Source organism: Streptomyces sp. NPDC007875 (assembly GCF_042868035.1).
Taxonomy (GTDB): Bacteria; Actinomycetota; Actinomycetes; order Streptomycetales; family Streptomycetaceae; genus Streptomyces; species Streptomyces antimycoticus.
Genome location: NZ_JBIADZ010000014.1, coordinates 117,940 through 138,123, shown reverse-complemented (window position 1 = coordinate 138,123; position 20,184 = coordinate 117,940). Strand labels below are relative to the sequence as shown.

At 71.4% G+C, this 20,184-nt stretch carries 18 protein-coding genes and 1 pseudogene; 5 read left to right on the top strand and 14 right to left on the bottom strand.

Features of this window, described 5'->3' with window-relative positions; genetic code table 11:
* Nucleotides 1-334 precede the first annotated feature (334 nt).
* Nucleotides 335-988: a hypothetical protein gene (locus ACFYOY_RS27780; protein ID WP_351884852.1), complete on the top strand. Its 654-nt coding sequence runs from the start codon at nucleotides 335-337 to the stop codon at nucleotides 986-988.
* A gap of 98 nt (nucleotides 989-1,086) precedes the next feature.
* Here the strand turns inward: ACFYOY_RS27780 and ACFYOY_RS27775 are convergent, their stop codons facing one another.
* Together ACFYOY_RS27775 and ACFYOY_RS27770 are read right to left on the bottom strand one after the other, a co-directional pair.
* Nucleotides 1,087-1,785, bottom strand: a complete 699-nt coding sequence (locus ACFYOY_RS27775; RefSeq protein ID WP_351884849.1) for an alpha/beta hydrolase — start codon at nucleotides 1,783-1,785, stop codon at nucleotides 1,087-1,089.
* A gap of 70 nt (nucleotides 1,786-1,855) precedes the next feature.
* The gene (locus ACFYOY_RS27770; RefSeq protein ID WP_351885592.1) at nucleotides 1,856-2,044 is read right to left on the bottom strand and encodes a phosphatase PAP2 family protein; all 189 of its coding nucleotides are present in this window, start codon (nucleotides 2,042-2,044) and stop codon (nucleotides 1,856-1,858) included.
* 209 nt (nucleotides 2,045-2,253) lie between these two features.
* Between ACFYOY_RS27770 and ACFYOY_RS27765 the strand changes: the two genes are divergently transcribed.
* On the top strand, nucleotides 2,254-3,357 hold the full coding sequence (locus tag ACFYOY_RS27765) for a hypothetical protein (RefSeq protein ID WP_351884846.1): 1,104 nt from the start codon (nucleotides 2,254-2,256) through the stop codon (nucleotides 3,355-3,357).
* 86 nt (nucleotides 3,358-3,443) lie between these two features.
* Here ACFYOY_RS27765 and ACFYOY_RS27760 read toward each other — a convergent pair whose 3' ends face one another.
* The gene (locus tag ACFYOY_RS27760) at nucleotides 3,444-4,286 is read right to left on the bottom strand and encodes an aldo/keto reductase (protein WP_388590282.1); all 843 of its coding nucleotides are present in this window, start codon (nucleotides 4,284-4,286) and stop codon (nucleotides 3,444-3,446) included.
* Nucleotides 4,287-4,512: 226 nt separating this feature from the next.
* Here ACFYOY_RS27760 and ACFYOY_RS27755 point away from each other — a divergent pair, with 226 nt between their 5' ends.
* Together ACFYOY_RS27755 and ACFYOY_RS27750 are read left to right on the top strand one after the other, a co-directional pair.
* Nucleotides 4,513-5,295: a hypothetical protein gene (locus ACFYOY_RS27755; protein ID WP_351884840.1), complete on the top strand. Its 783-nt coding sequence runs from the start codon at nucleotides 4,513-4,515 to the stop codon at nucleotides 5,293-5,295.
* A 297-nt stretch (nucleotides 5,296-5,592) separates the two neighbouring features.
* Nucleotides 5,593-7,410 carry a ricin-type beta-trefoil lectin domain protein gene (locus tag ACFYOY_RS27750; RefSeq protein WP_388590280.1) on the top strand — a complete coding sequence of 606 codons (1,818 nt, stop codon included), beginning with the start codon at nucleotides 5,593-5,595 and terminating at the stop codon, nucleotides 7,408-7,410.
* 49 nt (nucleotides 7,411-7,459) lie between these two features.
* Here the strand turns inward: ACFYOY_RS27750 and ACFYOY_RS27745 are convergent, their stop codons facing one another.
* The 9 genes and pseudogenes from ACFYOY_RS27745 to speB all read right to left on the bottom strand — a co-directional run bounded on the left by ACFYOY_RS27745 (nucleotide 7,460) and on the right by speB (nucleotide 16,116).
* Nucleotides 7,460-8,212, bottom strand: a complete 753-nt coding sequence (locus tag ACFYOY_RS27745; RefSeq protein ID WP_351884834.1) for a class I SAM-dependent methyltransferase — start codon at nucleotides 8,210-8,212, stop codon at nucleotides 7,460-7,462.
* 234 nt (nucleotides 8,213-8,446) lie between these two features.
* Nucleotides 8,447-9,358 (bottom strand): annotated as a pseudogene (locus ACFYOY_RS27740) (alpha/beta hydrolase family esterase); the annotation flags it as partial.
* Between the two features lie 118 nt (nucleotides 9,359-9,476).
* Entirely contained in the window at nucleotides 9,477-10,265 is a 789-nt protein-coding gene (locus tag ACFYOY_RS27735) for an SGNH/GDSL hydrolase family protein (protein ID WP_388590278.1), read from the bottom strand.
* A 138-nt stretch (nucleotides 10,266-10,403) separates the two neighbouring features.
* The gene (locus ACFYOY_RS27730; protein WP_388590276.1) at nucleotides 10,404-10,916 is read right to left on the bottom strand and encodes a GNAT family N-acetyltransferase; all 513 of its coding nucleotides are present in this window, start codon (nucleotides 10,914-10,916) and stop codon (nucleotides 10,404-10,406) included.
* A 157-nt stretch (nucleotides 10,917-11,073) separates the two neighbouring features.
* Nucleotides 11,074-12,522, bottom strand: a complete 1,449-nt coding sequence (locus ACFYOY_RS27725) for a gamma-aminobutyraldehyde dehydrogenase (protein WP_388590274.1) — start codon at nucleotides 12,520-12,522, stop codon at nucleotides 11,074-11,076.
* Nucleotides 12,519-12,926, bottom strand: a complete 408-nt coding sequence (locus tag ACFYOY_RS27720) for a nuclear transport factor 2 family protein (protein ID WP_351884822.1) — start codon at nucleotides 12,924-12,926, stop codon at nucleotides 12,519-12,521. Before ACFYOY_RS27720 ends, ACFYOY_RS27725 begins: the two co-directional genes overlap by 4 nt.
* A gap of 26 nt (nucleotides 12,927-12,952) precedes the next feature.
* Nucleotides 12,953-13,612, bottom strand: a complete 660-nt coding sequence (locus ACFYOY_RS27715) for a cyclase family protein (RefSeq protein WP_388590272.1) — start codon at nucleotides 13,610-13,612, stop codon at nucleotides 12,953-12,955.
* 7 nt (nucleotides 13,613-13,619) lie between these two features.
* Complete coding sequence (locus ACFYOY_RS27710) at nucleotides 13,620-15,161, bottom strand: cytosine permease (RefSeq protein WP_351884816.1); 1,542 nt, start codon at nucleotides 15,159-15,161, stop codon at nucleotides 13,620-13,622.
* Nucleotides 15,154-16,116, bottom strand: a complete 963-nt coding sequence (speB, locus tag ACFYOY_RS27705; RefSeq protein ID WP_014058268.1) for an agmatinase — start codon at nucleotides 16,114-16,116, stop codon at nucleotides 15,154-15,156. Before speB ends, ACFYOY_RS27710 begins: the two co-directional genes overlap by 8 nt.
* Before the next feature lie 111 nt (nucleotides 16,117-16,227).
* Here speB and ACFYOY_RS27700 point away from each other — a divergent pair, with 111 nt between their 5' ends.
* Nucleotides 16,228-17,688, top strand: a complete 1,461-nt coding sequence (locus ACFYOY_RS27700) for a PucR family transcriptional regulator (RefSeq protein WP_351884812.1) — start codon at nucleotides 16,228-16,230, stop codon at nucleotides 17,686-17,688.
* 22 nt (nucleotides 17,689-17,710) lie between these two features.
* Here ACFYOY_RS27700 and ACFYOY_RS27695 read toward each other — a convergent pair whose 3' ends face one another.
* Both ACFYOY_RS27695 and ACFYOY_RS27690 read right to left on the bottom strand, forming a co-directional pair.
* Complete coding sequence (locus tag ACFYOY_RS27695; protein WP_388590269.1) at nucleotides 17,711-18,517, bottom strand: class I SAM-dependent methyltransferase; 807 nt, start codon at nucleotides 18,515-18,517, stop codon at nucleotides 17,711-17,713.
* The gene (locus tag ACFYOY_RS27690) at nucleotides 18,514-20,118 is read right to left on the bottom strand and encodes a PucR family transcriptional regulator (protein WP_388590267.1); all 1,605 of its coding nucleotides are present in this window, start codon (nucleotides 20,116-20,118) and stop codon (nucleotides 18,514-18,516) included. The genes ACFYOY_RS27695 and ACFYOY_RS27690 overlap by 4 nt, the downstream gene beginning before the upstream one ends.
* Nucleotides 20,119-20,184: the final 66 nt, after the last annotated feature.

The window sequence follows — 20,184 nt, the reverse complement described above, 5'->3', positions numbered from 1 at the left end:
ACGCGGGTCACGGGCGGCGAGAAGGCCGGCTACGACGTGACGGGCTACGGCTTGTGCCGTACCGCGCGATGATCGCGAACCTCAGATACGCAACGTCCACCTCTATCGGAGACAACAGGACCCCGGAAGTGTAGCGCAGCCGTGGTGGGTGATGTCGTGTGCGCGGCCGGGCGGGGCCGCGGTGCCACCTTCCTGCCAACCTTTCCCGCGCCCCCCGCTTCCGCGGAAGACCGCCGTTACGATCACCCGCGTGACCTGGCGGCGCACCGGTACCGAGGCGCGCCGCCCGTTTCGGATCGCATCGGATCAAAGGGCGTGAGAAGTGAATAGCCGGTTGAGCATCGCGGCCGTGTCGGCCGTCTCCCTGGTGGCGTTCCTGGGTGGTACGACGGTGGCGACGGCCCAGGAGTCCGACCCGGCGCCGAAGTCCTGTGACGGTGTCCGGCTGACCGGCGAGCTTCCCGTCCCGGCGCCCGGACAGGCCGTCTCGGGCCAGATCACCATAGGCGCCGACTGCAAGCCGGAACCGGTCTCCGTCCAGCACGGCCCGGCATCGGCGCGCTCGGCCCGCACCGCCACCGCTGCCACTGCCGGGCATCAGCTGCGTGGCTGGAACGAGATGTACGACTGCTGCAACATCCGGATGACGGGCCTGTACACCGCCTCCTCGTGGGACACGGCGAACGGCCGCGTCACCACGGCCGGCACCACGGCCACCCAGGAGTGGAACCGCGAGCCGTGGGACGCCGGTTGGTCGCTCACCTCGCAGACCGCGAAGGACGACTGTGTCACCGACTGCGCCGAGGTCAACTCCGAGGCGCACGCCGACTTCGCGTACCAGGGTGTCTTCGATCCGACCGGCGACTGGTACAACAACACCCACCACTCCTACGTCCAGTTGAAGGCCGACGGGACGGCGAGCTGCCGCTTCGATGTGGAGCTGCGGCACACCTTCGTAGGGTGGAACTGGCGGTACGGCTGCGAGTGACCGCACCGGCGCCGCGGTAGCACACGACGTGGCCGCCTCGCACGAGGCGGGTGACCGGGTCCCGGGCGAACACCGCCCGGGACCCGGTCAGTGCCCAGTCACGATGCCCCGGCACACCGGAGCAGTATCCGGGCCAGCTCGCGCGGCTGGGAGAACATCGGCCAATGGCCGGTGTCCATCTCGACCAGCCGCCAGTGCTCGCTCTTCAGCAGCTCGGCCACGTCATCCGTCGGCTCGGCACCGTCAAGCAGACACTTGATGTACGTGGCCGGCAACCCGCCGAGCGGGCGCGCCAGGACGGCCGGCTCGGACAGCGTGGCGCCCGGATGCGGCGTGGCACCCACGATCCGCGTGATCTGCTCCTCGGTGAGCCCCTGGCCGTGGTAATCGGCCTCCGCCAGGGGCGCCCAGAAACCGCCGTTCGCCGCCATCGACGCCTCCACCCTGGCCCGCCCAGCGGGCCAGGCCGACAGGAACGACTCACCGTCCGCCGGAACGTTGGAGTCCACGAACACCACATGGGCCAGCCGGTCGCCGATGCGCTCGGCGGCCTGACCGACCGGGATGCCCGCATAGCTGTGCCCCACCAGGATCACATCGCGCAGATCGAGGCGCTCGATCTCGCCGACGATGTCCTGGACATGGGTCTGCTGCCCGGCCTGTACACCCTGCTTCTCGGCGAGTCCGGACAGCGTGAGGGCATGGACGCCGTGTCCGGCAGCACGCAGCTCCGGCACCACCCCGTCCCATGCCCACGACCCCAGCCACGCACCGGCCACCAGTACGAATTCCGTCATGGCGGCAAGGTAGCGCGGGGGTCCGACAATGGACCGCCGGATCACTCTCCTCCCGGCGGTGTGCCCGGCCTCAGCCACCGGGACTGGCAGGCGCACAGGACGAGCCGGCCGCGAAGAGCCATCCGCCGATGACATCGCTGAACCAGTGCACACCGAGGTGGACGCGGGTCAGGCCCACTGCCGCGCCCCGGCATCCGATCAGGGCGGCCACCGCTCGTCTGGCACGCGGAGCGCACAGCAGTGCCGCGCCGGTGAGCAGGCCCGCGGCGATCGCGGAGGGGGTGGCGTGGCCGCAGGGGAAGGACCTGCCGGACGCGTGCTCACCCAGTCGCCCGTCCCGGAGCAGATCGACCCCCGCCCCGCCACTGACCGGAACAAGCGATTTCGAGCGGTTTCATCCGGCCTGAGAGGGAAACCCGCTCATGTCGGGCCGCCCCGTCAGGTCGCCCGACAAGGTACGGAGCGCATATGAAGTTGTCGTTTCTCGACCCGCTCTACGCGCGGCCCGGCCCATGGGCCGCCGTCTACCTGGACACCTCCCGCGACATCGAGGATCCGGAGAAGGCGATCGAGCTGCGCTGGCGGCACCTGCGCGACGCGCTGTCCGGCCAGGGCGTGGACAACGCCACCCTCTCCGCCCTGCACACCGCTGTGGGCAGCGACCGGGAGGTGTCCGGACGGCACGGACAGGCCCTGTTCGCCGCCCATGGACGGCTCGGACTGGCCGAGGAGCTCCCCGAGCCGCCGGCGGCCGATTCGGCCCGCTTCACCTCGATCCCCGATGTACTGCCCCTGGCGCTGCAACACGCCCCGGACATCCCCTATGTGGCCGTGGCCCTCTCCCGGGCCTTCGCGGAGACCGACCTGGAAGAGGATGTGGTGGTGCACTACCAAGCCGGGCGGTGGCCCATGAGCCGGGTGGCACCGGAGCCCCGCTACAACCACATCGGCGCGGCCCGGGACTGGCCGGCGAACGCATTCGCGGTCGCCCACGAGCTGGAGAATCTGCGCCGCTGGACCGATGCCGAGACGATCGTGTTGCGGTGCGCGGCGGAGGACGTGTGGTTGCGCGGCGTGCTGGTCAACCATTTGCCCGAGTCCACCCAACAGCACGTCGTCACCGTGCCCGACAGCGGACGACCGGTGGCCGGACCCGGCCGGGCCCTGTTGGAGGCGGAGCTGAACGACACGCTGCGTGCCACGGTGAACGAACAGGACCGGACCTTGACGCACCGCTACATGGCGCAGCGCGCCCGGCACCCGGACACCTCCGAAGGGCTGTCCGCCGCCATCACCGCCCTACAGCGTGGCCAGGCCCACTGCCTGCTGCTCACCCGCCCTGTGAACCTTCCGGAGTCGCTGTGGGCGGGACCCGAGCCCACCCACATCACGCTGATGGAGCCGGACCTCCACAGCTTCGGCGTGCACACCGGACGGCAGGAGCCCGCCGGGGCCGTGGTGGTACGGGCCCTGGTGGGCACCGGCGCCGAGCTGATCACGGTCCCTCGTGAGGAGCTGTCGCTGGAGGACGGGGTCGGGGTGCTGCTGCGCTACCACGACCCGTATACGTGAGGTCCGCCGCGGCCGCATCACGGCCCAGGCACGTAAACCCCGCGTACGTAAAGCCGGTGCGCCCAACGCCTCCGAGGATCTCGGGCTCAAAGTACCTCGAGGGGCACGGGCCCCGTGGGCGGAGGGAAGGCGCGGTCCAGCGCCTCCAGGTCCTCCCGGGTGAGCTCGAGTTCCAGCGCGGCGTGGTTCTCCTCGACATGGTCGACCCGCCCGGCCTTGGGGATCGCCGCCACCCCCTGCCTGAGCACCCACGCCAGCGCCACCTGCGCGGGCGTCGCGCCATGGGCCCGTGCGACCTCCCGCAGCGCACCGGAGCGCAGCAGGCGTCCCTGCTCGATGGGCGAATAGGCCATCAGGGGGATGTCGCGCCGGTGACACCAGGGCATGAGGTCGTACTCGACACCGCGCCTGGTGAGGTTGTAGAGCACCTGGTCGACGGCGACACCGTCGCCACCGGAGGTGGAGACGAGGTCTGTCATATCGGAGACGTCGAAGTTGCTCACACCCCAGTGGCGGATCTTGCCGCTGCCGGTCAGTTCGGCGAAGGCTTCGAGAGTCTCCTCCAGCGGGATCCGCCCCCGCCAGTGCAGCAGGTACAGATCCAGCCGGTCCGTGCCAAGCCGCCGCAGGCTGTCCTCACAGGCCGCGATGGTGCCACTGCGGTCGGCGTGGCCGGGGAGCACCTTGCTGACCAGGAAGACCTCGTCACGGCGGTCGGCGATCGCCTCTCCGACGAGTTCCTCGGAAGCGCCGCTGCCGTACATCTCGGCCGTGTCCACGAGCGTCATCCCGAGGTCGAGTCCATGCCGCAGCGCCGCGACCTCGTCGGCGCGGCGCCGGGGGGCGTCACCGATGTGCCAGGTGCCCTGGCCGAGCAGCGGGATCCGCTCCCCCGAGGGCAGCGGGAGGGTGTCCGGTGTGGTGCTCATCGTGCCCGCCTCTCTGGCTCTCCGGCCGCCTCCAACGGTAGGCGACGGTCACGCCATCCGACATCCGCACCGGGTGGCCCGGCGGTCGCGGCACCACCCGGAAGGCGGAGCCCACCGCGAGCCGGAGCGGCATCGAGTCCATGCTGGGAACAGCCGTCGACCGACAGTCCCGAACGGGCTCGGTGCGTTGACTCCGGGCGGCCTTCGACCTGCGATGAGGCGTTGTATGACTGCGATCAGAGCGACTGAGGACCCCGGTATAGCCATTCAGTTCCTGCACGACGAGATACAGGAGGTCAGGGAATCCGATGACGCCGCGGCCACCATCCACGACCTGATCTTGCCGACCGCGCTCAACGTCCCACTCGCCGGCCCCATGATGACCGAGTCCGCCGAGGCGATCGCGGAAGCCATCGCCGACCGGAAGGCGGACCTCGTGGAGACCGACGAGGGGGACGGCGTCGAGGTCGTGTTCCCCCCGTCCGCGCTGTCCGACGGCCTCTGGGAGGTCGAGGACGTCAGGCCCCTTCCCAGCACGGTGCGGTCCGCCTCCATGGCGGAGACGTTCTCCATGCGCAGCCCGACCGCTCCGACGGGGGCGGCCGTCGGGGACGACCTCTATGTGTTCGCCAGGGACGACGACGGCCGTATCCTGTACAACCGGAGCGGCGCCGACGAGGGGTTCTCGGGCTGGGAAGAGGTGCCCGGTGAGCTCGTGAGCGGCACTCAGCCCTCAGCGGTCAGCAGCGGAGACGAGGTGCTGGTGTTCGCCACCGACACCGAAGGACGCGTGCACTCCAACCGGATCGGCGCGAACGGGGCGTTCACCGGGTGGGAGACGGTGCCGGGCGACATCACGACCGACGGCGCCGTGGGGGTGGGTTCCCAGGCCGATTCGGTGTTCGTGTTCGCACGGCTCGACGACAACCGCATCGCGTTCAACCGGCTGCTGCCGGACGGCACCTACACGGGATGGCTGGACAAGAGCATCGCGTGGCGCGGTGCGTGAGAGCGGCGCTGAGGGGCGGATCGCGGCATCGGTACCAGCGTGCTCCCCCCGCCGGACCACTTCGACCCCGAGCTGCGCCTGACCGCCGGCCGACCGACCGCGGAGGTGCGCTTTCATCGATGCCTCCCCCCTGGGCCCCAGCGGGGGTACTCGAGCGTGAACTCGCCAGCCGCTTCACCACTGACCGTAATTAATTGTCCTCTGGGGGAAGTTCCTGCCGGATACCTTTACCCGCGCCCGCGCGCTCCACCACTATGGGCACTCGTCTCACTGCCGGTGACGCGAGGAGTCGCGAGGGTGACCGACCAGCACGGAACCGAGCCCGATGCCACCTCCGGGCAGCGGCCGTACGCCCGACTGTCGGACGCGGAGCTCACCGAGCGCATCCGCTCCGGGGCGCCCACCGCCCTACCCGCCACCGAGCAGTTGCGGGAGCGCCACCTGCCCGCGGTGCTGTCCTACGCCCGGCTCTGCACCAGGACCCGGACCGACGCCGACCAGCTCGCCCACCTGTCCTTCGGCCTCGCCGCACAGGAGACGTGTCGCGGCATCGACCCCTGGGGACCGTGGCGGCACCATCTGCTGCTGCTCGTCCAGCGGGTGGCCGCCACCTGGGCGGAGGGCAACCGGGCGGAGAGGCTCGATCCCCCGTTCGCGGAGTGGCTCGGCCGCTCCGGTATCACCGCGGACGGCGAGGCCGGGCGTCAGAGGCCGCGGGAGCGTTCGGCCATGCTCGGTGGCTTCCTCACTCTCTCGGCGCGTACCCGTGATGTCCTGTGGTACAGCGTGGTGGACGAGGATCCCGACACAGTGGTGGCCACCTTCGCGGGGCTGGCGCCGCATACCGTCCCCACGCTCCGGGAGACGGCACGGGGCGCCCTGCGCGAGGCGTGGCTGCGGACCCATCTGGAGCGTGGCGGCGAGCAGACCTGTCAGGGCTTCCGGGGCCTTATCGAGGCGGCGGTACGGCCGGACAACCCCCGGCGCTGCGACGACCTGGACCGCCATCTGTCCACCTGCCCGTCGTGCGCCGGGGTGTACGGCGACCTGATACGGATGGACGAGGATCCCCGGACCGTGATCGCCGACGGGCTCCTGGGCTGGGGCGGAGCGGCGTATGTCACAGCTGGACCGGTCGGCGGTCTGCCCTCGGTGGGATCGGCGACACCGTCGCATGCGGAGCCGCGGCAGCCGGATCCGCCCCTGGTCGCCGCTCCCCCGCCGCCCTATCCCCCCGTCGAGACCGCGGAGGGCGCGATGGCCGCGGGGGTCGCCGGGAGGGCTGCCATCGCGCCGGACGTGCCGGACGCACCGATGGACGGTGGATCCGCGGGCCGGTGGCGCCGACCGACCTGGACGGGCTCCCGGCGACCCGCGACCACCGCGCTCATCGCGGTGGCGGCCGCGGCGGCGGTGGCCGCCACGGTCGCCGTCCTGGTGTCCGGCGGGGACGACATGACCCCGGCCGGTGGCACGAACACACCTCCGCCCGTGTCCGCCACCGCCACCCCTTCGGCTCCTTCGGCTCGGCCGACGACGGATCCGCCGGCTCCGACGAAGCGACCACAGCGTCCGCCGAACCCCGGTGGCATGACCGAACCGCCCACGACCGCCCCCGCCACGCCTCCCCCGAGCACCGCACCGCCGTCCGGCGCCCCGATTCCGGGTGACACCTACACGGCGGTGATCAACGCCGATTCCGGGCTCTGTCTGGACATCCGCGACCAGCGGCTGGAGAAGCGCACGGACGCCGTCCTGGCCCCGTGCGCAGGGACCGACACCCAGCGGTGGCGACTGGACTCCGAGGGGCTGCTGCACACCGAGGCCGATCCCGACTTCTGCCTGGACTCACGTGGGGACACCGACCGGGGTGTCGGCATCTGGCCGTGCTCCTCCGCCGAGGGCGACAACGGCGAGAACCTGCGGTTCGCGGTCGACCGCCAGGGGTTGATACGCCCTCATATCGCACCGGACTTCGCCATCACCCCGGACGACGACGCCGACAGCCAGGTCGAGCTGCGCTCGGCCGACGACCGGAACGACCAGCGGTGGACCGCCGGCTACGCCGACGCCTCGGCCGAAGTGTCCGTGTCGGGGCCCGCCCCGACACGGTGACCGCCGACGGACCCCGCATGACGATCCGACCAAGGAGCCCGACCGCCCCTCAGGCCACGGTGTTCCCGGCCTCCGTGGCGCGACGGAAGAGGGCTGCCCACAGGAACGGCTCTCCGAAGAGCGGGGAGTCGGACGGTTCGTCGTGCATGCGGCGCAGCTCGATCTCGGTCAGCTCGGAGAAGATCCAACGCAGGGACTCGGGTGTGTAGGCGAGGCCACCGTGGAGCGCGGACTGACGGTAGAAGGACGCATCGGGGAGTTCGGAGCCCATCGCGCCCGCCGCGAAGCAGCTGAGGGCGAGATGGCCATCGGGGGCCAGGACACGCTCGATGAGGGCGAGGTAGCTGACCCGGCGATGCGGTGGCAGATGGTGGAAACAGCCCGAGTCGCAGATCAGGTCGTACGGCCCGGCAAGCTCACCCGCGGTGAGCGCGAAGGCGTCGCCGCAGTGGAACCGGATCCCGGCTCCGGCCTCACGGGCGCGTTCCGTGGCCCAGGCGATGGCCGTGGGCGAGAGGTCGACGGCGTCCACCGTGAAGCCCCGGGAGGCGAGGTGGAGGGCGTTACGGCCGGGGCCGCACCCCAGGTCGAGCGCCCGGCCCGGGGTGGCCATGCCGCGGTCGAGATAGGACACCAGATGCTCGTCGGGCTTCGCCACGAAGAACGGCACGGGCTTGGAGCGGTCCGCGTAGAAACCGTCCCACCACGAAGCACCGTCGGCCGTCCAGCGGTCGGCCTCCGGTGCGAAGAGGCCGTCCAGGAGTCTCATGACGTCGTCCACCGTGCGGATGTTCCGGTCCACGCGCTCCCCTTCCCGAGGGGGAAAACATAGGCGCGGACCCGGCATAGCACCAGCTCAGGCTCCACACGGCAAGGGCGCTGGCGGCCGCCGGAGGGATGGCGGACGGGAGGACGATGTTGTTCTCCCGGGCCGTGGGCACCGGCCGTCCACGCACCCGCCGAAGGCCGCCAAGGGGCCGGTTTCGCCGGCCCCTTGGCACCTTTCTCATCGTCGTCTCGGCCGGTCAGCAGGTCAGCCGGCGTCCAGGCCGAAGAAGGTGATGGCCCGCGCCGCCATACCGGCGGCCGGGAGGGAGTGTCCCGTGCCCTGAACGCTGATCGCCTCGACAGGAGCCTGGTTGCCCGTGGCGCCGTAGCGGGTGCGGGTCCAGGTGGGCTGCGGACGATCCGTGAGGACGGGGGTCTGGCTCACCCCGAGCACGTTGGTCCACTGCTTGATCTCCTCGCCGAAGTTCGGATAGCGCAGGGTGCCGTCATCGGTGCCGTGCCACAGCTGCATCCTCGGCCGGGCGCCCTGGTAGCCGGGGTAAGCCCCACGTGCGAGATCGCCCCACGCCTGCGGTGTCTTGATGATGGTGCCGTTGGCGCAGGCGCTGTTCCAGCCGGATCCGTCGGTGGTGGCGAAGCAGCCGAAGGGCACGCCCGCGAACGCCGCGCCCGCCTTGAACACATCCGGGTAGTCGCCCAGCAGGACGTTGGTCATCATGGCGCCCGATGAGGCGCCGGTGACATAGACCCGGTTGGGGTCGGCGTTGTGGCGCTGCTGGGCGTAGCGGACCATCGACACGATGCCCACCGGGTCGCTGCCGCCGTCGTGGCGCAGTGCCTGCGGGGAGGAGACGTCGAAGCAGGCGCCGCTTCTGGTGGCGGAGGGGTAGATGACGATGAAGCCGTAACGGTCCGCCAGGGAGGCGAACTCGGTGCCGGAATAGAACGCGGGCCCCGAGCCCGTGCAGTAGTGCACCGCCACGAGGACGGCGGGCCGTGCGGCGACGTTGTTCGGCACGTACTCGTACATGCGGAGGTTGCTGGGGTTGTTGCCGAAGCCGGTGACCTCGGTGAGCGAGGCCGCGGCGGCGGGGGTCGGGGCCAGCAGGAACAGTGAGGCGAGCAGCGGCAGTACGCCGCCGAGTAACGCCGCGGCCATCGATCTCGGTGTCCTCCGGCACCGTCCGGGTATGCGCGTGGTTCCCGCGGACGCGGGGGTGTGGTTCATGCGGCTGTCCTTCCTGGACTGTGACGGTGAAAGGGGTGGCTCATGCGACTCATGCCGCCCGTGCGGCCGACCCGTTGCCATACGCCGTGGAACCGGCTGTGGTGGACTCAGCGGTGGTGGACGAGGGGGTGCCGATACTGCCCGGCACCGACAGCAGCGCCCTCCACCAGACATCGGCCATCTTGTCGTAGCCACCGGCGTTCGGATGCACCCCGTCGGCCAGATCCGCGGGCGTCAATGCCTTGTACATGTCAACCAGATGGACGTGCTTACCCGCGTTGACCTTGCTCTGCACGATGCCCGGGATCGCCGCGTTGTAGGCCCGCACGGTCGAGTCCAGGAAGCCCAGCGGGGTGATGGTGGCGACGAAGAGCTCCGCGTCCGGCGCCTGGGCGGTGACGTGGTCGATCAGGGTGGAGAGGCGGGCGGGCGCCCCGGCGGGGTCGCTGCCGTAGATGTCGTTGGTGCCGATGTGCATCAGGACGGTGTGCGGGTTCTGGGCGCGCAGCCAGTTGACGACGTTGTCGTCGATCTGCTGGATCGTCCAGCCCGAGTGCCCCTCATGGTCGTGATCGCCAAGACCCGCCGGGCCGTTGAAGAGCGAGCCGACGAAATCGACCTTGTAACGGCCCGCCGTGAACTTCTGCCACAGGCCGACGCGGTAGCCGCCCGGAACGTTGAACCCGTCGGTGATCGAGTCGCCCAGCGGCATGACCTTCACCCCGCCGTTGGACTCGGCGCGCGCCGTACCGGCGCCGAGCGGGACGAGGACGGCGAAGACGGCGAGGAACACCAGTAAGGGGATCAGGGCGGCGAGCGGACGTCTGGTGCGTGTCATGGGCTTTCCTTTCGGCGGTCCATGAGGTTCGGTCCATGAGTCATGGGAGCCAGCGGAGTTATGGGAGCGCTCCCATATCGGTGTAGGGCACCACTCCCCCACCGTCAACCCCTCGCGTCCGCCCAGCCCTCGCGTCCGCTACGGCTGAACGGCGATCCGCCGGTGGAAGCAGACCCGGTGCTGCCCGGGGCCGTCGTAGTCGCTGTGCACGGGAACGCCGCCGATCTCCTGATCGCCCGGTTCGACGGTGAACCCCATGGCTCGGTGGAAGGCCACGGATCCGGCGTTCGCGGGCGAGGTGATGGCGCGCACCTCCCGGCGGCCCGCCTCGGCGGCGCGCTGGAAGAAGGCCGTGTAGAGCCTGCCGCCCACGCCCTGCCCGCGCAGTTGGGGGTCGACCCCGACGAAGTGGATGTACGCCTCGTCGTCGTTGTCCGCGGCGTGGAAGCCCACGAGGAACGCCTTGATCCCGTCCCCGTCCTCCAGCACCAGGCTGGTGCCGGAGAAGAACTGCAGAAACAGCCTGGGCACCAGCAGCGACAGCTCGCGCGCCTGCTCGGGGGTGCGGGAGTCGCCCCACCAGCTCCGCACGCACTCGACGATGGTCCCGTGGTCGCAGACATGGGCCCGGCGCAGTGTCATCTCGCTCATGTCGCACCAGGCTAGTCGGGCCGGCCCCGAGCCGGCTGAACAAGGCTTCCGCGACGGCTCGTGCACAGGCGGGTGGTCGGCGCGAGTGGCCACCTTCCCCTCATCACCGCGCCGGATCGGTACGCCGCGGTGATGAGGGCCGGAAGAGCGGCGGACGTCAGAGGGCCGTCATGACGTGCTTGACGCGGGTGTAGTCCTCGAACCCGTAGGCGGAGAGGTCCTTGCCGTAGCCGGACTTCTTGTAGCCGCCGTGCGGCATCTCGGCGGCGAGGATCATATGGGTGTTGATCCATACGCAGCCGAAGTCCAGGGCCTTGGACATCCGCATCGCTCGGGCGTGGTCCTTGGTCCACACCGACGAGGCGAGGGCGTACTCCACGCCGTTGGCGTACGCGACGGCCTGAGCCTCGTCGCGGAAGGGCTGGACGGTGATGACCGGGGCGAAGACCTCGTTCTGGATGATCTCGTCGTCCTGCCTGAGCCCGGAGACCACGGTGGGCGCGTAGAAGAAGCCCTTGTCGCCGACCCGGTGGCCGCCCGTCTCGACCGTGGCGTGTGCGGGGAGCCGCTCGATGAAGCCGGAGACCTGGGCGAGTTGGCCCGCGTTGTTCAACGGCCCGTACAGCACCTCCTCGTCGTCGATGCCACCGCCCGTCCTGGTCGCCGCGGCGGCCTTGGCGAGCGCGCTCACGAACGCGTCGTGGACCGACTCGTGGACCAGCACCCGGGTGGCCGCGGTGCAGTCCTGTCCGGCGTTGAAGAATCCGGCGAGGGAGATGCCCTCCACGGCCTCCGCGATATCGGCGTCCTCGAAGACCACCGCCGGGGCCTTGCCGCCCAGTTCCAGATGGACCCGCTTGATGTCCTTGGAGGCCGACGCGGCGACCTGCATGCCCGCGCGCACCGAGCCGGTGATGGCCGCCATCGCCGGGGTGGGGTGCTCGACCATCAGCCGGCCGGTCTCGCGGTCGCCGCACACCACGTTGAAGATGCCGGCCGGAAGGCCCATCTCCTTCAGGATGTCGCCGATGATGCCCGCGAGCAGCACGGTGGAGGCGGGGGTGGTGTCCGACGGCTTGAGGACGACGGTGTTGCCCGCGGCGAGGGCCGGGGCGAACTTCCACACGCCCATCATCAGGGGGTAGTTCCACGGCGCGACCTGCGCACACACCCCGATCGGCTCGCGCCGGATGATCGAGGTCAGGCCCTCCATGTACTCGCCCGCCGACCGGCCCTCCAGCAGCCGTGCGGCACCGGCGAAGAACCGGATCTGGTCGACGATCGGGCCGATCTCCTCGGTGAGGGTGAGGGCACGCGGCTTTCCGGTGTTGCGGCACTCCGCGTCCGCGATCTCCTCCGCCCGGGCCTCGACCGCGTCCGCGATCCTCAGCAGCAGCTTCTGCCGGGTGGACGGGGTGGCGTCGCGCCAGACGGGGAAGGCCGCCGCGGCGGCGGCCATCGCGGCGTCGACGTCGGCGGCGCCCGACAGGGGCGAGGACGCGTACACCTCGCCCGTGACGGGGTCGGTGACCTCCAGGCGGCCGCCGTCGGCCGCGTCGGTGTAGGCGCCGTCGATGTGGTTGCGCAGGACGAGAAGCTCGCTCATCGTTCCGTCTCCATGATCGTGCCGGGTGCTGCGGAGAGATGTTCGTGTACGGCCAGCCAGTGGCCGTGGGTCTGACGGCGGAAGACGATGGTCTCGCGCTCGTGGGTGGTCTCCTCACCGGCCCTGGTGCTCACCGTGGTCTTCACCAGATGGGTGAACACCGCGGTGTCGCCGAGGAGTTGGACCAGCCGGTCGGTGGAGGCGCAGGCCAGGACGCGGAAGCCGTCCTCGGCGACCCAGCGGTCCCACAGCGCCCGGTACTCCGCGGTCGAGTTGAGCCGGTCGGAGGTGGTGTGGAAGACGAACGTGGCGTCGGGCGCGAACGCCGCGAAGTAGTCGTCGAGGCGGCCTTCGCCGAACGCCGCCACCACGGCGTCGGCGGCCTGCAGAACCTCGTCGTTCATGGGGTGGTGCTCCTTGCGTGGGTGGTTCAGCCGACGCGGGCCACGGCCCGCACGGGGGCGCCGTCGGCCGCGGGGAGCCGCAGCGGCAGCAGGGAGACCTCGATGGGCTCTCCCGCCGTCTGCGCGTCGAGCAGGGGGTCGAGACCGGTGAGGTTCTCGGCGATGACGGCGTGAGCGCCGCACAGGATCCGGTGGGCGGGAAGGTCGTCGGCGGGGGTGGCATCGACGCTCAGCGCGTCGATGCCGACCGTGCGGATCCCGGCGGCCACCAGGAGTTCGGCGGCCTCCCGGGTCAGATACGGATGGGCGAGGTAGTCCTCACCGCCCCAGTGCCGCGACCAGCCGGTGGCCACGAGCACGATGTCTCCGGTCCGCGGCCGGCCCTCGGACAAGCACCCCTCGAACAGGGACGGTCCGAGCGGGGTCCGGGGCTCCGCGCCACGGGCGTCCACCACCACGGCCCGGCCCCAGAAGCGCTCCAGCGGCAGCTGGTCCAGGGTGGGCAGCGCGTCGTCGATGTGGAACGGGGCGTCCACATGGGTGCCGGACTGCGACCCCATGTCCAGGTGCAGCACGTTCACCCCGTCGTCGGCGGCGCTCAGCGCCGGGGCGATGGCCACCCGCGGATCGCCGGGGTAGACCGGCATTCCCGTGGCTACGGGTACGGAGAGGTCGATCAGGCGCACGGCGGCCTCACGCCCCTTCCACCACCGCGGTCCCCGGCGCGCCGGTCTCCGTGGTGATCGGCGGCACGGGCGCGTCCGAGGCGCGGACCAGCCGCGGCCCCTCGGGCCCGTACACCTCGCGCGGTTCGGGGAAGATCCACAGCATGGTCAGGTAGAGGAGCGCGGCGGTGGCGAGACCGACCGGCAGCGAGATGTCCGCGCCGTCGGCCAGATCGCCGAGCGGGCCGACGTACTGCCCGGGGACGTTGACGAACAGCAGGGCGAGCACCGCCGCGGTCAGCCAGGCGCCCATGCCACGCCAGTTCCAGCCGTGGTGGAACCAGTAGCGCCCGCCGCGCTGGCGCCGGTTGAACACCTGGAGCGAATCGGGGTCGTACCAGCCGCGCCGGGTCACATAGCCGAGCACCATGATGATCATCCACGGTGCGGTGCAGGTGATGATCAGCGTGGCGAAGGTGGAGATGGACTGGGACAGATTGGCGGCGAACCGGCCGAGGAAGATGAACCCGATCGAGAGCACTCCGACGAACAGCGTGGCCTGCACCCGGCTGAACCGGGTGAACACGCTGGAGAAGTCCAGGCCGGTGCCATAGAGCGAGGTGGTGCCGGTGGACAGGCCGCCGATGAGCGCGAGCAGGCACACCGGCAGGAAGTACCAGCCGGGCGAGACGGCCAACAGTCCGCCGACGTAGTTCGGCGCGCCCGGGTCCATGTACGGCGCGGCCTTCCTGGCGATGATCGAGGCGGTGGCCAGGCCGAAGAAGAAGGGCAGGATGGTGGCGATCTGCGAGGCGAACGCCGCCGTGACGACCTTCCGGCGCGGGGTGTCGGCGGGGATGTAGCGCGCCCAGTCGCCGAGGAAGGCGCCGAAGGACACGGGGTTGGACAGCACGATCAGCGCCGAGCCGATGAACGCGGGCCAGAATCCGGCCGTGGACGCCGAGGGGAAGGACCCCTGGTAACCGGGGTCGAAGTCCCCCACGAAGGCGAAGAAGCCGAGGATGAACAGCGTCGAGGCCGCCACCACCGCGATCTTGTTGACGAAGAGCATGAACCGGAAGCCGTACACGCACACCGTCAGCACCAGCAGCCCGAAGATGCCGTACGCGAGGGCGAACACGCCGTCGTTCTGCTCCACGCCCATCAGCCGGTGGGCGCCGCCGACCAGCGCGTCGCCGGAGGACCACACCGAGATGGAGAAGAACGCGATGGCGGTGAGCAGCGACAGGAAGGAGCCGACGATCCGCCCGTGCACCCCCAGGTGTGCCGAGGAGGAGACCGCGTTGTTGGTGCCATTGCAGGGGCCGAACACCGCGAGCGGGGCGAGGATCAGGGAGCCCCCCACCACGCCGAGCACGGTCGCCGCCAGGCCCTGCCAGAAGGAGAGCCCGAAGAGGATCGGAAAGGCGCCGAGCACACAGGTGGCGAAGGTGTTGGCGCCGCCGAACGCGACGCGGAACAGGTCGAAGGGGGTCGCGCTGCGGTCCGCGTCGGGGATGCGCTCGACTCCGTAGCTCTCGACCTCGGTCAGTGCCGGGGAATCACTCATCCGTCGTCTCCCGCTTCCCCTGCAGCGCGAGCAGGCTGATCAGGTCGTAGGCCACGTGGGAGGCCGCGACCGAGGTGATCTCGGCGTGGTCGTAGGCGGGCGCCACCTCCACCACATCGGCGCCCACCAGTCGGCAGCCGGCCAGTCCGCGCAGGATCTCCAGGAGCTCGCGCGAGGTCAGGCCGCCCGCCTCGGGGGTGCCGGTGCCGGGGGCGTGGGCCGGGTCGAGGCAGTCGATGTCGATGGAGATGTACAGCGGCCGGTCGCCGATGCGCTGGCGCAGCTGGTCGGCCACCTCGTCGGCGCCGCGCCGGTAGACATCGGCGGAGGTGACGATGCCGAAGCCCAGCTTCTCGTCCTCGGTGAGGTCCTGCTTGCCGTACAGCGGGCCGCGGGTTCCGACGTGCGAGAGGGCGGAGGTGTCGACGACGCCCTCCTCCACGGCCCGGCGGAACGGGGTGCCGTGGGTGTGCTCGGCGCCGAAGTAGGTGTCCCAGGTGTCCAGGTGCGCGTCGAAGTGGAGCACCGCGACCGGGCCGTGCCGCTGTGCGGCGGCGCGCAGCAGCGGGAGCGCGATGGTGTGGTCGCCGCCGATGGTGACCAGGCGGGTGCCGTCGGCCTGCAGGCCGTTCGCGGCGTCCTGGATGGTCTCGATGGCCTCGCCGATGTCGAAGGGGTTGACGGCGATGTCACCGGCGTCGGCCACCTGCTGGGTGGCGAACGGCGACACATCGAGACCCGGGTGGTAGGGGCGCAGCAGCCGGCTGGCCTCGCGCACCGCGGCGGGCCCGAAGCGGGCGCCGGGGCGGTAGGAGACACCGCCGTCGAACGGGACACCCACCACGGCCACGTCGGCGCCGGACACCTCGTCGAGGCGGGGCAGCCTGGCGAAGGTGGCCGGTCCGGCGAAGCGCGGGACCCGGGAGGAGTCGACGGGTCCTCGGGGTTCGGTCATGGTTCTCGCAGTCCCTTCTTCACGTGCGCCGGTGGGGTCCGGTCGGGCGAGTCTGCACAGCGGAGGAACCGCGCGACAATCGTTGCTGAGACAAAGAGTTAGGCTCAATTTGTGGTGAACAACAAAGAGCAGGGTGTGACGGTCGACGAGCTGCTGTCGTATCCGGCCCTCCAGCTACGTCTGATCGCGGGTGGCGCCGGGCTGCACCGCTCGGTGTCGTGGGCCCATGTGAGCGAGCTGGACGACCCCACGCCGTGGCTGCTCGGCTCCGAAATGATCATGACGACGGGGATAGCGATGCCCCGCTCGGCGGCCGGACAGCGCGGCTATCTGGAGCGGCTCGACGACGCCGGGGTGGCCGCCCTGGCCGTCTCCGCCCAGCTGCGCATGCCCCCGCTGCGCCGGGCGTTCTTCGACGCCGCAGAGGAGCGGGGCATGCCGGTCCTGGAAATCCCGCTGGCCGTGCCGTTCATGGCGGTGGCGCAGGAAGTGGCCGCCGCCGTCCAGGAGGACGCCCGCCACCGGCTGGGCGCCCAGCTCCAGGTGTTCGGCGCGCTGCGCTGGCTGACCTCGGAGAATCTGGACACCGCGACGCTCTTCAGCCGGCTGGAGAAGCTCTCCGGTTACGACATCTACCTGTGCACCCCCCAGGGCCGGCCGCTGCTGCCCGGGGTGCCCGCTCCCGACACATCGGTGATCCCCGGCTCGGCGGACGCCCCGCCGACCATCCCCGGCGGCTTCGCCCTCCCCGTCCCCTCCCCCGGTGGTCCGGCGGGCTTCCTCATCGCCTTCGAACGGGAGGGCGCCCGCCCGGCGGGGCTCGCGGTGGTGCAGCACATCGCCACGGTGGCCGCCCTCCAGGTGGCCATGGTCCGCACCGAACGGGAGACGCTGCGCCGCGAGGGCGCGGAGATCCTCGCCGAGCTGCTGCAGGGCGCGCTCGAACCCGCGGTGGCGCGGCGCCATCTGCTGCGCCACTCCATCGAGGGCGAGACCGTGCTGGCGGTGGTCCGGGGCGTCACCGAGGACGCCGTACTGCGGGCGCTGGAGGATCAGCCGTGTCTGCTGCTCAAGCGCGGCGAGGACCGCTATCTGCTCGGCTCGCCCGGCCTGGGTGACGCGGTCGAGTCACTGCCCGGCGTGGCCGCCGGGATGAGCCGCCCGTTCAGCCCGGGCACCCCGCTGCGGATCGCCCAGCGCGAGGCACTGTGGGCGGCCTCCCACGCCGTCGCGTCCGGCCGGGCCCTCGTGCGGTACGGCGACGATGTCACCGGCCGCTGGCTCCCCGACGACCCGGCAGCCCTCACCGACCTGGTCGAGCATGTGCTGGGCGAGGCGCAGCGCTACGACGCGGGGCATGGCTCACGGCTGCTGCCGTCGGTGCGCACCTGGATGGAGCGCGACCGCCGTACGGACGAGGCGGCCGCGGCGCTCCATGTGCACCCCAATACCCTCGCCTACCGGCTGCGCCGCTTCAGCGAGCTGACCGGCCGCGACCTCTCCAGCACCGGCGCGTTCGCCGAGGTCTGGCTGGCGATCCGGGCCGCGGGACAGCTCGGTCTGCTCGACTGAGCACCCCGGCCCTGCCACCCGCTCAGTGGGGGCGCCGCCCCCAGCAGGTGATGAGCGGGGCGGTGGTGACGTCCATCCCCTCGCCGCGCAGATGGTCCAGATGGCGCTCGATCTCCTCCTCGGTGGCCAGATCGCCCGCCACCAGCCGCCCGCGCAACTGACGCACGGTGGCCGCCTCCAGCTCCCGGCACGCCGGGGAGGTCAGCGGGAAGCAGCCCTCGGCACGTACGTCGTGCAGCCCGGCGCCACGCAGCAGGGCGGGCAGGGTGCGGCCGAAGGCGAGGTCCACACCACGCTCGGCGAGCAGCGCGCGGAACCCGCGGCGGATCCGGTTGGCCAGCTCCTCGGCCGGGCCGCGCTCGTCGGGGCAGGCGAGGGGCTGGAGCGCCGGGTCGGCGTCCTCCACCACCAGCCACCCACCCGGCCGCACCGCCTGGGCCATCCGCCGCAGCGCCTCGGCCCGGTCGGGCAGATGCACCAGCACCAGCCTGGCGTGGACGAGGTCGAAGCCGCCGCCCGGTGGCTCATCGCGGGCCACGTCATGGCGCCGCACCTCGATCGGGGCGGCGGCCGGGCCGGACAGCTCCGTCAGCCAGGAGGTGTCGATGTCGGTCACCAGCACCTGCCCGCTGGGCCCGGTCCGCTCCGCGAGGGCGGTGGGCACCGAGGGGCCGCCCGCTCCCACCTCCCAGCAGCGCCAACCGGCGGCCAGGCCGAGCCGGTCGAGGTGGTCGAGGGTCCACGGGTCGAAGAGCTCGGCCAGCGCGTCGAAGCGCCGCCCGGCCTCGCGTTGCCGGTTGTCCAGCAGATAGCCGGTCTCGGATGTCATGCCTCCCATCCTCCCGCGCCGGCCGCCGTCAGCGTGTCCAGGGCGGTGACGGCGACATGGAGCTGGGTGCGCTGCACACCGGACTCCAGGTCGCGGCCGAGCAGCCGTTCGATGGTGTGCAGCCGCTGGTAGAACGCCTGGCGGGAGAGGCCGATCTGCTTGGCGGCGATGGACTTGTTGCCCGCGGCGAGGTAGTGGCGCAGCGTGCTCAGCAGATCGCCCGCATGCCGCTCGTCGTACTCGATCAGCCTGCCCAGCTGGTGCTCAACGTACTTCTGCACGCGGATGTCGTCGCGGAGCGCGTGCAGCAGCTCGGGCAGTCCGATGTCGGAGGGCACATGGAACGGTCGGTGCGGGGTGCCGGGGCCGATGGCGTCCACGACCTCCTCGGCCTCCCGGAACGCCCGTGCCACCTGGTCGATCTCCGTCACTCCCGGTCCGACCGCCACCACCCCCGGCTCGCCGAGTGTCTCCCCGGCGAGCCGGCTGATCCGCTCCACCACCGGCTGCCAGGCACTGGCCCGGGCCAGTGCGAGCAGCACCCCGGTCCGGTCCGGGGAGAGCCGCCCCACCAGGGCCCGGATGCCCGAGTCCCGCAGCGTGTCGGCCAGGCGGTCGTCCAGGCCCGTCTTGTCGGCGGTGGCGCCGTGGTGGCCGATGGCGAGGGCGATGAGGCGGTGGCCGACGACGGGTATGCCGAGGGCCTCGATGCGGATGCGCGCCTCGGTGCGGCCGCGGTAGCTCCAGCGCAGCAGTTCCAGCAGCGCGCAGGTGTGGGCCTGGCGGTCCCATTGGGTGTGGCCGGTCAGCCGGGCCAGGGTGAGGGCGGTGGCGGCGCGCCTGAGAATCATGGTGTGTTCCGGGTCGGCGGCGGGGGCGGCCGCGTCCGGCAGTGCCACCAGCCGCCCCCAGCGCCGGCCGTTGTGCTCGACGGGGGCCACCAGCCAGTCCTCGGGTCCGCTGGCCCCCGCGGTGTCGGGGGTCGGCGTGGCACGGGAGCGGCGCGGCCACGCCTCCAGGACTTTTCCGGCCGTGCCACCGGCCGTACAGGAGACCACCGCGTGGTGCAGCAGGTTCTCCAGGACCACCGGGCGGCCCATCAGATCGGCGGCGGCGCGGACCAGCTCCTTCGGCGCCGCGTTGCGCAGCGTCAGCCCGGTGAAGATCTCATGGACCTGCTGGGAGCGGCGCAGCAGCTCGCCCTGCGCGTCCAGGATCAGCGCGTGGACGGTCTGGGTCACCTCGATGAAGCGGATGCCGCGGGACAGGACGATCAGCGGTAGGTCCCGTGCGCGGCAGGCGGCCACCAGGTCCGGTGGCACCTGCTGGTAGCGGCGGCCGAGCTCCACCACGAGCCCCGCGGCGCCGATGTCGGCCAGCTGGTCCACATAGCCGCGCAGCCGGCTGGGGTCGTTGGGCTGGGGCATGCCGGTGGTCAGTACGAGCTCTCCGCCCTCGAGGAACGAGGCGGGATCGAGCAGCTCGGTGACATGCACCCAGCGGACCGCACGGGCCAGCTGCCCCTCGCCGGCCATGACACGGGGAAGTCCCGCGACGATGACGGGAAGGCGCAGGACGTCGGCAACCGTGAGCAACGGCATCTGGACGGACTCCCTCCGGATACCGCTCATCATCGCAGAGCCGGGCCACCGCGCCCAGGGCCGTCG